This is a genomic window from Cereibacter azotoformans (genome assembly GCF_021391315.1).
Taxonomy (GTDB): domain Bacteria; phylum Pseudomonadota; class Alphaproteobacteria; order Rhodobacterales; family Rhodobacteraceae; genus Cereibacter_A; species Cereibacter_A azotoformans.
Map to the genome: position 1 here is coordinate 640,133 of NZ_CP090022.1, position 12,679 is coordinate 652,811.

Consider the following 12,679-nt stretch of genomic DNA (forward strand, 5'->3'; position numbering starts at 1 on the left):
TCGGCGCTCGGAAGCCTCCTTGCGAAGCTCGACCTCGCCGTAAGCGGCGTCTCCGCCCCATTGAGGTTTCGCTTGCGCTCTCGCCCGGCGACGCCGACGTCCGGTGGTTGTCTGAGCTCATACGAGCTCACTGGGTACTCACGGATGAGGTCATTTCACCGGTTGTGAGGGGGCCTTGGTGTTGGCCGCCGGGATGTAGGCCCAAGGCATCAGCGCGTCGATGTCCTTGTCGAGGTGGCCGTGGGCGAGCCGGGTGAACAGGTCGAGCAGGTAGGCGTAAGGCTCGACGCCGTTCATCTTGCAGGTGCCGATCAGGCTGGCGAAGCGCGCCCAGGACCGTCCGCCCTCGTCGTGGCCCGCGAAGAGCGCGTTGCGGCGGTTCATGGCCGGGCTGCGGATGGCGTTCTCGACCAGGTTGGAGTCGATGTCGAGGTGGCCATCCTCCAGAAAGAGCCGGAAGCCGTCCTGGCGGCGGAGCATGTAGGCCATGGCCTCGCCGAGGTCCGACTTGCGCGAGACCCGGGCGGCCTGGGCGGCCAGCCAGGCGAAGAAGGCGTCGACCAGCGGGCGGGAGAGTTCCTGCCTCACGGCCCGACGATGGTCGGGAGCCGAGCCGCGGATGGCGTCTTCGACCTTGTAAAGCGCCGCGATGCGCAGGAGCGCCTCGTCGACGATGGGCGAGCCCTTCTTCGGCGCGGCCTTGATCAGCTTTCTCCGACCGTGAGCCCAGCAGAACGCCAGCGCCAACGGCTTGCCGCCCTTGCGGTCAGGTTTGGCCAGGTGGCTGTAGCCACCATAGGCGTCAACCTGGATGGTGCCGTCGAAGCCGTCGAGGATCTCGTCGGCGAACTCGCCACTGCGCCCGGGGCGGTAGTGGAAGACGACGCCAGGAGGCAGGGGACCTCCCCATCCCCGGTCATCCCGCAGCATCGCCCAGAGGTAGCCGGTCCTGGTCTTGCCGCGTCCCGGGTCCAGCACCGGAGCCGTGGCGTTCTCCGGGGCTTACGCGGCTGCACTGCAGCCACGGTCCCCTTCGAACTCCATGTAGAGCCGAGAGCTGCCGGCCTTCAGCAACTCCGCCATCCTGTCGACCACCGGCGCGATCAGGGCACCGGTGCGCCCCATCCAGTCGGCCAGCACCGAGCGGTCGATCGGCACGCCAAGCCGCGCCATGACCACGGCCTGCCGGTTGAGATGCGCTGATCGGGCTTTGCGCCAAGCGTCGACGTTGAGACCCTGTCCTGCATCGCAACCGATCAAGGAGCTCATGCCATGGAGTTTTTCGTGGGTCTTGATGTGTCGCTCGACGAGACGCACATCTGCGTCGTCGACGAAGGCGGTCGCATCGTCAAGGAGACACGCGCTGCGAGCGAGCCGAAGGCGATTGCCAAGGCTATCCGGCACCAGGGCCGGCGCATCGAGCATGTCGGCCTCGAAGCCGGAAACCTTTCCCAGTGGCTCCACGAGGGGCTTGTCCGCGAGGGGTTCTCTGTCTCGGTGATGGAGGCGCGTCACGTCCGAGCGGCCTTCGCCGCGATGCGCGTCAAGACCGATCGCCATGACGCCCGCGGCATCGCCCAGCTCGTGCGCCTTGGCTGGTTCAAGCGCGTACACGTGAAGTCGCTGACCGCCCAGGAGACCCGCGTTCTGCTCACCGCGCGCACCTTCCTCATAGAAAAAGTGACGGCGACGGAGAACTCGCTCCGCGCCGCGCTGAGGACCTTCGGGCTGAAGATGGGATCTGTGACGCGGAAGACGTGGGAGGCCCGGGCGCGCGAACTTGCCGCCGGAAACCCGCTCCTCGAGGGCATCGTGGACGCCATGTTGCGGGTGCGAGCCCTGCTCCTTGACGAACTTGCCAGCCTCGACGGCCAGCTCATGGCACTCGCGAAGTCCGATCCCGTGACACGGCTGCTGATGACGACCCCGGGTGTGGGCGTGATCGTGGCGCTGACCTTCCGAAGTGCCGTCGATGACCCGGACCGCTTCCCACGCAGCAGGGATGTTGGCGCCTGGGCGGGACTGACCCCGCGAAGGTGGCAATCGGGCAAGACTGATATCGCCGGACGGATCACCAAGGCCGGTGATCCGCGGGTGCGCGTCATGCTCTTCGAGGCCGCGGCGAGCATTCTCGGGCGGGCGCGGGTCATGTCGCCCTTGAAGTCCTGGGGTTTGAGGATCGCGAAACGGACATCAATGAAGAAGGCGATCGTTGCCGTGAGCCGCAAGCTCGCAACGATCCTGCTGGCGATGTGGAAGTCCGGAACCGCATACTGGGCGGCGGGTCGGCCACCAGCCTCGGCCCAGGACCTCGCAGCAGCATGATGACGAAATTTATCAGGCCCCGCGAGCCACCAGGACCACGTGCTCGTCATCACTGAGATCCGGCGCCTTTGGGCGACGGTGTGAAGTCCCGAGTAGGGACGACGGACGGGATCAGCTCGGATTTGCCCATGGCTGAAGTGAAGCCGAGGTAGAGCTTAGGAGCATCCCGACCTCCACAGTCCGCATCTTGTGGCGGCGCGCCGACCACGGACAGAAGCATGGACCTGCTCGTTGGACCGTCATCGCCATTGACCGAACCCGCCCGATCACAGAAGCGGCATGTGTTCGGAATGCTTGGCCACGGCGACATGGGCAAGCAGCGCCTCGGTCGGCCAGCTGCCTTCCAGCAGATGCGCCGGAGCCTTGGCCTGGACGACGCCAATCCGCCCCTTCGGGCAGGCGTATTTCGGGCGGATCGTGACGATCACCTGGTACCGGGCCGGAATGATGTCGAGCCGCTCGGTTCGATCCTCGCCGATCCGGACCATGTCCCCGCAGCCGCAGGGGCAGACGATGTTGGCCGGCTCGATCACCCGTTCGACCCGCGGCAGGTGGTCCGGCAGGGCACGGGCCCTGCGGGGCGCGCGGGGCTTCTTCTCCGCATCGGGAGCGCTGGCTGCGATCCTCTCCTCGACCGCGGCGATGCGCGCCTCGGTCTCGGCGATGGCGGTCTCCAGATCCTCGAGGGCCAGTTCCAGCTGGGCCGGATCAAGCTTCTCGGACTTCGGCCCGAACTTCGCCTGCCGGTACTGCGCGACCTGGCCCTCCAGCGTCCCGATCAGTTCCTTGAGCTCGGCAATGAAGGCGTCCTTCTCGGCCACCACCGCCTGCTCGTGCAGGCGCGCGGCACGCTCGACGGAGGCCTCGAACCGGGCCGCTTCCAGAGCCGCATGCTGGGCCTGGAAGGCCGTCACCACCTCGGGCGGAAGATCGGGAAACCGGCTGAGATCGAGGGGCTGCGACATGCGCCCTTCGACCCGATCCGAGCCGCGGACCCCAGTAAAACAAGGTCGGAAACGACCGCCTGAGTCACCCCGCCGCAGCCGGAGGCGCCACCCGTTGTGCCACCACCCGACGCCACTCCAGCCCTTCGAACAGAGCCTCGTACTGCGCCCGGGACAGCCGCATGACCCCGTCCTGGATCCTCGGCCAGGCGAAGTTTCCCTGCTCGAGCCGCTTGTAGATCAGCACCAGGCCGCTGCCGTCCCAGACCAAAATCTTCAGCCGATCGCCCCGCTTCGAGCGGAAGATCACCGTCACGCCCGAATGCGGATCGAGCTTCAGCTCGTTCTGCACGATCAGCGCCAGCGCCGGATGGCCGCAGCGGAAGTCGACGGGCCGGGTCGCCACCACGATCGGCAGCCGCTGGCCGGCGACGATCATGGTGCCTCCTGCAGCGCCCGCACCAGCGCCGCCGCCCGTTCGGCCGGAACGTTACCCGGAACCCGCAGGATGACGGCGCCGATCTCGATGGTGACCACGCCTGACAGGCCATCCAGTCCGGCGCCACACTCCGGCTCCACCGTCAGGGGCACGAAGGCAGCCTCCAGGCCCTCCACCGCGTCCTCGGGCAGAGCGAGCAGCCCCTTACGGGCTTGCCGCCGCCAAGCCGAAAGCTGGTGCGCAAGCACCCCGTGCCGCCGCGCCACTTCTGCCACACGGACGCCCGGGCGAAAGCTCTCTGCCACGATCCGGGCCTTCACCTCGTCCGGCCAACGCCGATAGCCACGAGTGCGCCGGATCACCTCGATCCGGCCGTCGAACCCTTCACCGCCATCCGGCATGGTCGCCTCCTTCTGAACCCTCAGAACGAGACTCGCCCCTCCCATCCCGATCCGGAACCCGGGAACTCAATGGGCCATAGGCGGCGCATACACCTCGCCGACGACCCGAGCCTCCTTGTGGACCTCGGCCTCTTCGCGGGTTCCCATCATCTCGATGGTTTTCTCCTTGAAGGCGGTCTCGGCCTCATCGCCTTCCAGCGGGCGATTGGCGTCGCGGCGTTCGGCGCCCACCGTTTCCGTGCGCAGGGTGACGGTCGCCTCGACCGGCGTTTCACGGACGCTGGAGGTCACCCGGATGCCTGGACGCGCGAGGTGGCGAATGCGCGAGTCCACGGCACGACCGGCGAGGCGCCCCGGCTGCGGTTCGATCGGGACGAGGCACATGCCTTGCGGCCAGCCTCCGGGATCCCCCCTTCCTGGCAAGGCGGGAACTGGTTTGGAAGGTGACCTCCGACTGCTCGGTCGAGGTCGATGGCAATGCCTATTCCGCGCCTTGGACGCTGATCGGCGAGCGGGTGACGGTCATCGTGGCGGGGGCGGACCTGCGCGTTCAGCATGCCGGGTAGGATGTCGCGCGCCATGCCTTGCGCAGCGGTCGACATGGGCGCGTTGCCGATCCGGCCCATTTTGCCGGGATCGGCCGCCGCAAGGCCATCTGTCCGATGCCGGACGTGCCGACGCTGCTGCGACCGTTGAGCGAGTATGACGCTGTCGCGGGCGGGGCCTGGTGATGCTGCCCGATCTTGCCGACCACCTGGACCGGATGCTGACGCGCCTGAAGTTGACGGCCATCCGGGACCAGCTCGACAGCCTGCTCGATGAAGCCGGGCGCCGCGAACTCACGATCCGTGAGGCCCTCACCATGCTTTGCGAACGCGAGATCGCCCGCAAGGATCAGCGTCGGATCGAGATGAGCTTTGGCCTGGCGCGGTTCCCATTCCATCGCGATCTTGCTGGGTTCGACTTCGCCGCGCAGCCCTCCATCGACCGCGGCCAGATCCGGGACCTCGCCACCGGGCGCTTCATCGCCAACGGCGAGGCCGTGCTGCTTCTCGGGCCACCCGGCGTCGGCAAGACGCAGGTATCTATAGCGAGCCGGGTCCGATGCCACGGGGAAGTCGCAGAAGCATACGGCTTCGCGGAGGTGATCGCGGATCGGACCCGGTTCCCGGCGCGCCGGGAACCGGGTGAAGGTGTCGCCGCGAACCAGGCCGGTTCGGGTCGAAGACCCTGAGAGATCCGCGGATCGTCTCGTGACCGTGACGTCATTGCCCGACCCGGCCGCGTCGACGGGGCAAGAGTAACACGATTGCGGCGTGGCTTCCCACGGGAAGCACGGCCACGGATGACATACCTGACTGTGCCTGCGGCGTGCGGTTCTTCACCAGCAAGGATCCTCACCATGATCAACAGAACCATCGGCATCGACCTCGCCATCCGGGGTGATCATGTCGCGCAGATCCACGATGACGGCCGACCGGTCGGTCGCCCCATCCGCTTCCGCCACGACACGGGCTCGCTTGATGCCTTCATGGCGCAGGCGACCACGGGGCTCCGAACCGGCGACACCGTCCTCGCCGTCATGGCCTCGCCGTCATGGAACCCACCGGGATGAGCTGGTGCCCCGTCGCGTGCGCACAGGCTTGCCGACAGCGGCATTGTGGTAACCCGCGTCAAGGGCAAGCGCGTCAGGGCATTGCGCCGCTATCTCTCCGAACACGCCAAGACCGATCTGGCGGATGCGCATGTGCTGGCCGCCATTCCAGGCTTCGGGGGACCAGAGCTCGATCCGCTCCACCTCCCGGTGCCCAGGAGCCACGCCCTGCAGCGCCTCACCAGGCAGCGCGGCCGCTTCCAGGACGCGATCGCCGCAGCCAGGCGCCGTCTTCTGGATCTGATCCGCTGGGCCTCCCCGGCACTCGAGCGGGTCCTGCCCGACATCGGAACCCGGCTCTCCATGGCCCTGTTGCAGCGGTGGGTCGACCCCGAGGCGGTCCTCAGGGCGCGCAGGTCCACCATCGCCGGCTTCATCGCCCGGCACGCGAGTGGCAACCACCCCCACAGCGGGCCCTTTGTCGAGACCCTCGTCGAGGGGCTGCGCCAAGCCGCGCGCGAGGCCCGCGCCCTCCATCGGGACCATGTCGACTTCGCCGAACTCCAGGCGGAAATCGCCATCGAGATCGATGTCATGACCGCTCACATGACCGCCCGGGCCGATCTGGACCGCAAGATCGAGGCGCTCTACGCCGAGCTCCAGCCGGAAGATGTCCTGCGCACCATCCCCGGTGTCGGCCGCCATCTGGCGCCGGTGCTGTTTGGCCTGCTCCAGACCGCCGATCGCTTCAGGTCCGAGCGCCACATCCGCGGTTTCTGCGGCCTGTTCCCGCGCCGCTCGGACAGTGGCGGTGTGGAACGACCACGGCAGAAGATCACACAGGGCGGAAACGACCGCATCAAGCGCGCCCTCATGCTCGCCGCGGACACCGCCCGGAAGATCGATCCCGATCTGGCCGAGGTCTACTGGAGGCTGATGACCGGCAAGGGCCATCATCACAAGCAGGCCCTCTGCGCCGTGGCCAACCGCCTCGTCAACCGCATCTTCAGCGTCTTGCGATCCGGCAGACCCTACGTGCTGCGCGACGCGGACGGACGCGGGATCTCCGTTGCAGAGGCAAAGGCGATCGTCGCCGAGCGCTACAACGTGCCGGACGCCATCCGCGCCACACGGCGCGCCAACCGAACACAACTCGCCGCATGACCCCAAAATCGGCTTGCGCTATCGGTACAAGATCATCTCGCCGTCGCTATCGGCCGCGAGGCCATCGTCGCGTGCTACACCGTGCTGTTCGTGCCGGCGACGACCCTGGTCGCAACCTTGGCCAAGGCCCATGCCGAGGGACGGCTGGAGGAAAAGCTTGCTCATTGCGCCAAGCCGAAGCTGCTGATCATCGACGAACTCGGATACCTCCCCTTCGAGCCCGATGCCGCGCACCTGTTCTTCCAACTCGTGAGCCGCCGCTACGAACGAGGCGCCCTGCTGGTGACATCGAACCGGGCGGTGGGCGAATGGGGAACGGTCTTCGGCGATCCCGTGGTCGCCACCGCGATCCTCGACAGGATGCTGCACCACAGCCATGTCGTCACCATTCGCGGCCAGAGCTACCGGCGAAAGACAACACCAATGTTCAGCCCAGAATGGAGGGGGGCAGTTCCTCGTGACGCCGAGGGGTCAGTTCCTGATGTCGTTTGACAGGCGGTTGAGGCACGGAGCTTCCGATGCTACGCCGATGGGCTTTCGCGAACTGGCAGGAGGCCCTCATGAAACGAGTCATGATCGTCGGACAGCCCGGCTCGGGCAAATCCACATTGGCCCGGGAGATCGGCAGGCGCGTCGGGCTGCCGGTCTTTCACATCGACCATATCCACTGGAGTTCCGGATGGATCGAGCGGTCGCGGCAGGAGAAGACCCGCCTGTGCCAGGAGGTGCATGCGCGTGAGGAGTGGATCTTCGAGGGCGGACACTCTGCGACATGGCCGGAGCGGCTGGCACGCTGCGACACGCTGATCTGGCTCGATGTGCCGATCCATGTCCGGCTCTGGCGGGTGTTCCTGCGCTCGCTCCAGTATCGGGGGCGCACGCGCCCCGATCTGCCGGACGGCTGCCCCGAGCAGATCGACTGGTCTTTCTACCGCTGGATCTGGAGCACGAGAGTCGCCAGCCGAGTTCAGATCGAACGGCTGGTGGCTGGTGCGCCCGGCGACAAGGCCATCTTCCGGCTGCAGAGCGCGAGCGAGATCAGGATGTTCTTGGCGCGACTTCCGGAGAGCTCAGGCACGCTGTTGTCCTGCCCGGCGCAGCCCCTCGTCCCGAGGCGTTGAAGGTCTGGATCCAGCCCTGAGCTGCCGGACGTGCTCTGTGCAGCATGACAGCGGGCCCGATCAGGAAGGGCGGGAAGCCGACGGAGGGCGGTGCAGCATCGCAATCGCCGCAATCAGCGATATGCGCAGCGGAAAGGCCGATCGATGTTATCGACCAGAACTTGGAAACTAGGCTCCAGACTTCGGTAACGGGTCCGTCCCGGTCAAGCCGTTTTGCGCATGGGGATGTGCCGCCGAACGGCGATTTTCTGCCTTGAGCAAGTGATCTGCCTCCCTGTTCGGCGGCCTTCGACTGAGATCGCCCCGGGTGCATGCTTCGGTCCGTGGTCGGCGCGAAGGCCGCCAACATGATGCTGGTTCAATGCAGTTTCGGTGTGCCCATCTCATTGGCGTGCTCGATGCTATCGGCATCAGTCCTGAGCACGGCATCACCGGAACCGCGTCCCGTGGGGACCTCGAAGGCCCGCGATCAGGCGGGCAGCGGTCTGGAACCTCTATCTTCAGCCGGCAGGAAACACCGGAAGATCGAAGCGGAAGTCGGTGTCGTCCTTCCACATGCGGTGCAGGATCACGGCGATGCGCCGCGCCAGTGCAACCATTGCGCGCTTGGCACCACGACGGCGCGCGAGTTTCGCCGCCCAGCTTCGCAGCCAGTTCGCCCTCCCGCGATGCATCATGACGGTGGCAGCCTGACAGAGCGCGCGTCGAAGATTGACGTCGCCCGCCTTGGTGATCCCGCCAGAGACATCGCGCTCGCCCGATTGGTTGCGAGACGGCGTCAGGCCGACCCACGGCCCGACCTTCTTCGAGGACGTGAATCGAGCCGGGTCGTCGACAGCGGATCGATAGGTCAGTGCCACGACCGCGCCAATCCCGGGCATCGACATGAGGCGCAGACAGACCGGATCCTCATGGGCGAGTTGGCGGACGAGGCGTTCAAGGCCCGCCAGCTCACGCCGCAGCGCCGAGCGTGCGCGGAGCATGGGTTCGGTCGCCGCTATCAGCATCGGGTTTCCCGCAGCCAGTTCGCGGATCCGCTGTTCGAACCCGCCACGCGATATGGTGCCGACCTTGAGCCCGAAGTTCCGCAGCAGCCCGCGCAGGGACATTTCCAGAGTGATGAACCCCTGTTGCACAGCCTTGCGGGCGCTGAGCACCGCGCGGACCTCCTGTGCAGACACCGATTTGCAGTGAACCGGCCGGAACCAGCCGAGATGCAACAGACGCGCGATGCCCTCCGCGTCCCGGCGATCGGTCTTGATCGGCATGGCCTTCAGTGCGCCCTTCACCTGCCGGGTCTCCATCAGCACGACGTCCAGTCCCGCCCCGGTCAGCCCGCGGTGCAGCCATTGCGACAGGGGGCCGGCTTCAAGGCCGATGGCGGCGATGGTGCCGTCCTGGTCCCCAATCCAGCGCGCCAGCGCTTCCGGCTCGCTGGCTGCCTGCGCCTCCCTCACGATCTTCCCATGCTCGTTGATCACGCAGATCGCGGTCTTCTCCAGCGATACGTCCAGTCCGACAAACAGCTTCATCCCGCAGTCCTCCCGATGGATCCGATACGGGAATGGCGCCAGCGTGCCCTCGATTTGGCAACGGGTACGGGCAGGTCGCGACGCAGGCCCCGTTACGGCATCTCATTGCGTTTCAGAGCCCGAACAGGCCGATGGCTGCGAGTGCGATAGCAGAGAAGAACGTCTCCGGGCTGCGGTCGTATCGGGTGGCAACGCGCCTCCAGTCCTTCAGCCGACCGAACATGATCTCGATGCGATTGCGGCGCTTGTACCTCCGCTTGTCGTATCTGACGGCTTTCTTGCGAGATTTCCGGCCGGGGATGCAGACCTTCATCCCCTTGTCTTTCAACGCTTCTCTCAGCCAGTCCGCGTCGTAGCCCCGGTCGGCCAGCAACCAGTCCGCCTTCGGCAGGCTGCCCAGCAGCGCCGCCGCGCCTGAGTAGTCGCTGACCTGTCCAGCGGACATGAAGAACCCGATCGGCCGGCCCTTCGCATCGGCGACGGCATGCAACTTGGTGTTCATGCCCCCCGTTCTCAGGGAAACAGTCCCCCGGACTGTTTCCTGATCTTCGAACTGCGACCTATCTGACGCGCGCGCCCCCCTTTTTCACGCACAGGCTGGAAGCCGTGCGATGCGCCTTCAGCTAGGTCGCGTCGATCATGATCGTCTTGTGCTCGGCCCTCTCGGCCGCCAGGCCCATCATGATCGTAAGCATCCGGCGAGGGCCGCGGCCGCGGAGGTAGTTCAGAGCGGCCTGCTGGTGACCTTCGGCGCCCATTTCTTCGCGAGGCGCTCGAAGTTGTCGAGGATGCGGTCGATGCCGGCGTCGTCCGGATCGAACGTGCCGCCATGGAGGTCCATCATCTCGGCGTGAGCCTCATGGTTGGGATCGGCCTGCGCCTCGAGGAACTCCGCATAGCCGGGGGCAGCCGAGCTGGGCTGCGGATATCGCAACGGCCTCGCCCGTGGTGCTCGACGGCCAGACAAACTTGCCCGCCTCGAGGCGCTTCGCATAAAGCGACACGTCCACCCCGTCGAACCACAGCAGCTTCACCATGTCCGCCTTGCGGCCGCGGAAGCAGAAGATCTCGCCGCCATGCGGGTCGCGGCCGAGCCCCTGCTGGATCTTGAGCGCGAGCGAGTTCATCCCGCACCGCATGTCCGTGACGCCGCCGGCGATCCAGACCCGCGTTCCCGCTGGAAAGGCGATCATGCCCGCTCCAGAACCTGCACGAGGCGCGTCAGCGTCACCGCCTCGATGTCTGCCGACACGGCGAGGCGTCGGCCGTTCGCCAGCGTGATTTCGATCCGCGCGTGGGCATCCGCTCCTTGCATGGCCGGTGTCACCCGCTGTCGGTCATGAAGATCTGGGCCGATCTCCACCGGCGTGACAACCGGGCGTCCGCCGTCCAGCAGCCCCTTGTGCCAGGCGCGCCGCCATTGCGTCAGCAGCGCGCGCGAGATGCCGTGCCGGCGTGCGACCACCGAGCCCTGCCGGTGACCGAGATAGCTCTCTTCGACGATGCGGATCTTCTCCGCGTCTAACCAGGTCCGGCGGCGGCCAAGCTCGCCCGCCGCGAAGACCTCGAATTGTGAAATGACCTTAGCGCGTGACATACATCATGACGTAAGTCATAAAATCAGGCCCCGGCAGGCGGCCCTCGGCGGAGCCTTACGTTCGTCTCATCAAATCGGCAGTGTCAGCGGCGGCTTCGTCCCGCGCAGCAGACGGCCAAGCATGCCCTGTCCGGCCGCAGCTGCTGGTCGTTCTCTGTATCCACGCGAGGTTCGCTCTTGTCTACGAGGTCGGCGCTGTCGCCGCCTCAAGATGGTGGTTCGAAGACTGAGAGCTGCTATCTACAGGCGAGCTCAGGAAAGGCACAAAGATTGCAGCGCAGTCATCCCGGCCTCGCCCTCGCGGGACAGCTGGTCGGCTGAGTGATCGAGATCAGGATCTATCGCTTCTCATGCCGGCCGTGCCTCTTTGCCAAAATCGTAGGTCGAGCCGTTCTTCCACAGCGAATGCATGAGAACGGCGATCTTCCGAGCCAGTCCAGTATAGTAGTCCATGACTTCCTCCATGATGATGAGAGCAGAAGCTTGAGGCCAAGATCGCGCTGCTGCAATCACCCCATCTACAGCCAGACCCGCGCGCAGGACGCGATGCGGCAGCTCTTCTCGGGTCAGGAGATCCTCGACAGCCTCGGCAACCTGCCGCCGCAGCCCGAGATCTACCCCGACCAGCCGGCGCCGATCGTCCGGGCGGGCTCCTCCGGCGGCCTCGCGTTCGCGAGGGCGCGCTGGGGTTTGCTGACGCCTCCGCAATATCTTGTGGGCCGGAAGGTCGCCCGCGGCGTCACCAACGTGCGCAATGCCGGCTCGCCGCACTGGCGGCGCTGGCTTGGCCGCGAGAACCGGTGCCTGGTTCCGCTCACCAGCTTTGCCGAGCCGCACGGCGCGGGGCTTGGCAACGCCTGGTTCGCGCACGCGCAGGGGGCGCCGATGTTCTTCGCCGGCATCCACGTCCCCGGCTGGACCTCGGTCCGCAAGCAGAAGGACAGGGCGACCACTGACGACCTCTTTGCCTTCCTGATCACGGCGCCGAACGCCGAGGTCGCCGCCGTGCCTCCCAAGGCGATGCCCGTGATCCTCACCCACCCGTCGGAGTGGAAGACCTGGCTCGAGGCCGGGTGGAGCGAGGCGCGGCTTCTGCAGCGGCCGTTGCCCGACGGGTCGCTGCTGGTGGGTGAAGCCTCGGCGGACCCGGCAGGGGCCGGCGGATGAACGTCGGCTGCCGATGCCGCGGCTTGATGCCGTGGGGCTGGGACTGCGCCCGCGAGCAATGCGGGATCTGGCACGGTGCGGCGATGCCGGCGCCGCCCCACAGCGCAAGGCGGTTGCCGAGGCAGGGGTCATGCCCCATGAGGGATGATGAAACATCGAGCGAGAAGGACATCACGATGGGCCGCGGAAAATCCAAGGAACCCCTGCCGAAGAAGAACACGCCGCGTCACAGCGAGCACAATGCCAAGGGGACTGCGCAGAATCCCTTTGCTCCGGGCGGTCCGAAGGCGGACCTGCTTGCCCGCATGAAGGCGGCCGCCGAGGCGAAGAAGAAGGCCTGACCTGCCATCGCGGCAGGCCCGGACCCCTGAAGGACTGCTGCCCTCTGCGGTCCC

16 protein-coding genes and 3 pseudogenes are annotated in these 12,679 nt (G+C 66.6%); 9 read left to right on the forward strand and 10 right to left on the reverse strand.

Annotated features, from left to right (window positions below):
- Positions 1-150: 150 nt before the first annotated feature.
- A pseudogene (gene tnpC / locus LV780_RS18150) lies at positions 151-1,194 on the reverse strand (IS66 family transposase); the annotation flags it as partial.
- A gap of 78 nt (positions 1,195-1,272) precedes the next feature.
- Here tnpC and LV780_RS18155 point away from each other — a divergent pair.
- Positions 1,273-2,325 carry an IS110 family RNA-guided transposase gene (locus tag LV780_RS18155; RefSeq protein WP_108222804.1) on the forward strand — a complete coding sequence of 351 codons (1,053 nt, stop codon included), beginning with the start codon at positions 1,273-1,275 and terminating at the stop codon, positions 2,323-2,325.
- Between the two features lie 272 nt (positions 2,326-2,597).
- Here LV780_RS18155 and LV780_RS18160 read toward each other — a convergent pair.
- The 4 genes and pseudogenes from LV780_RS18160 to LV780_RS18175 form a co-directional block, all read right to left on the reverse strand.
- A pseudogene (locus tag LV780_RS18160) lies at positions 2,598-3,290 on the reverse strand (IS66 family transposase); the annotation flags it as partial.
- A gap of 64 nt (positions 3,291-3,354) precedes the next feature.
- A complete protein-coding gene (gene tnpB / locus LV780_RS18165; protein ID WP_108221760.1) occupies positions 3,355-3,708 on the reverse strand; it encodes an IS66 family insertion sequence element accessory protein TnpB in 354 nt (117 codons plus the stop codon).
- Positions 3,705-4,109, reverse strand: a complete 405-nt coding sequence (gene tnpA / locus LV780_RS18170; protein ID WP_044247894.1) for an IS66-like element accessory protein TnpA — start codon at positions 4,107-4,109, stop codon at positions 3,705-3,707. Before tnpA (LV780_RS18170) ends, tnpB (LV780_RS18165) begins: the two co-directional genes overlap by 4 nt.
- A 66-nt stretch (positions 4,110-4,175) precedes the next feature.
- Positions 4,176-4,493 (reverse strand): DUF2382 domain-containing protein, encoded by a 318-nt coding sequence (locus LV780_RS18175; protein ID WP_108222814.1) that lies wholly within the window; start codon positions 4,491-4,493, stop codon positions 4,176-4,178.
- Positions 4,494-4,552: 59 nt separating this feature from the next.
- On the opposite strand from LV780_RS18175, the gene LV780_RS21965 reads away from it, so the two are divergent.
- The 6 genes from LV780_RS21965 (at position 4,553) to LV780_RS18200 (ending at position 7,988) form a co-directional block, all read left to right on the forward strand.
- On the forward strand, positions 4,553-4,675 hold the full coding sequence (locus LV780_RS21965) for a Mu transposase domain-containing protein (protein WP_267964964.1): 123 nt from the start codon (positions 4,553-4,555) through the stop codon (positions 4,673-4,675).
- A 164-nt stretch (positions 4,676-4,839) separates the two neighbouring features.
- A complete protein-coding gene (locus tag LV780_RS18180; RefSeq protein WP_108222815.1) occupies positions 4,840-5,343 on the forward strand; it encodes an ATP-binding protein in 504 nt (167 codons plus the stop codon).
- A gap of 168 nt (positions 5,344-5,511) precedes the next feature.
- The gene (locus tag LV780_RS18185; protein WP_117344987.1) at positions 5,512-5,724 is read left to right on the forward strand and encodes a hypothetical protein; all 213 of its coding nucleotides are present in this window, start codon (positions 5,512-5,514) and stop codon (positions 5,722-5,724) included.
- An 81-nt stretch (positions 5,725-5,805) separates the two neighbouring features.
- The gene (locus LV780_RS18190) at positions 5,806-6,867 is read left to right on the forward strand and encodes a transposase (RefSeq protein WP_233864038.1); all 1,062 of its coding nucleotides are present in this window, start codon (positions 5,806-5,808) and stop codon (positions 6,865-6,867) included.
- Positions 6,868-6,948: 81 nt separating this feature from the next.
- Positions 6,949-7,359, forward strand: coding sequence for an ATP-binding protein (locus LV780_RS18195; RefSeq protein ID WP_280523355.1), 411 nt, complete (start codon positions 6,949-6,951; stop codon positions 7,357-7,359).
- Positions 7,360-7,427: 68 nt separating this feature from the next.
- On the forward strand, positions 7,428-7,988 hold the full coding sequence (locus tag LV780_RS18200; RefSeq protein ID WP_407647920.1) for an AAA family ATPase: 561 nt from the start codon (positions 7,428-7,430) through the stop codon (positions 7,986-7,988).
- Positions 7,989-8,488: 500 nt separating this feature from the next.
- Here the strand turns inward: LV780_RS18200 and LV780_RS18205 are convergent, their stop codons facing one another.
- The 5 genes and pseudogenes from LV780_RS18205 to tnpA (LV780_RS18220) form a co-directional block, all read right to left on the reverse strand.
- On the reverse strand, positions 8,489-9,520 hold the full coding sequence (locus LV780_RS18205; protein ID WP_108222809.1) for an IS110 family RNA-guided transposase: 1,032 nt from the start codon (positions 9,518-9,520) through the stop codon (positions 8,489-8,491).
- Positions 9,521-9,632: 112 nt separating this feature from the next.
- Positions 9,633-10,206: pseudogene (locus LV780_RS18210) on the reverse strand (IS5 family transposase); the annotation flags it as partial.
- A gap of 38 nt (positions 10,207-10,244) precedes the next feature.
- Positions 10,245-10,487: an IS1096 element passenger TnpR family protein gene (locus LV780_RS22015; RefSeq protein WP_326489521.1), complete on the reverse strand. Its 243-nt coding sequence runs from the start codon at positions 10,485-10,487 to the stop codon at positions 10,245-10,247.
- Entirely contained in the window at positions 10,378-10,713 is a 336-nt protein-coding gene (gene tnpB / locus LV780_RS18215; RefSeq protein WP_108222709.1) for an IS66 family insertion sequence element accessory protein TnpB, read from the reverse strand. Before tnpB (LV780_RS18215) ends, LV780_RS22015 begins: the two co-directional genes overlap by 110 nt.
- Positions 10,710-11,117, reverse strand: coding sequence for an IS66-like element accessory protein TnpA (tnpA, locus tag LV780_RS18220; protein WP_108222708.1), 408 nt, complete (start codon positions 11,115-11,117; stop codon positions 10,710-10,712). The genes tnpB (LV780_RS18215) and tnpA (LV780_RS18220) overlap by 4 nt, the downstream gene beginning before the upstream one ends.
- Before the next feature lie 483 nt (positions 11,118-11,600).
- On the opposite strand from tnpA (LV780_RS18220), the gene LV780_RS18225 reads away from it, so the two are divergent.
- Entirely contained in the window at positions 11,601-12,284 is a 684-nt protein-coding gene (locus LV780_RS18225; protein ID WP_233864040.1) for an SOS response-associated peptidase, read from the forward strand.
- On the forward strand, positions 12,281-12,625 hold the full coding sequence (locus LV780_RS18230) for a hypothetical protein (protein ID WP_146172353.1): 345 nt from the start codon (positions 12,281-12,283) through the stop codon (positions 12,623-12,625). Before LV780_RS18225 ends, LV780_RS18230 begins: the two co-directional genes overlap by 4 nt.
- Positions 12,626-12,679: the final 54 nt, after the last annotated feature.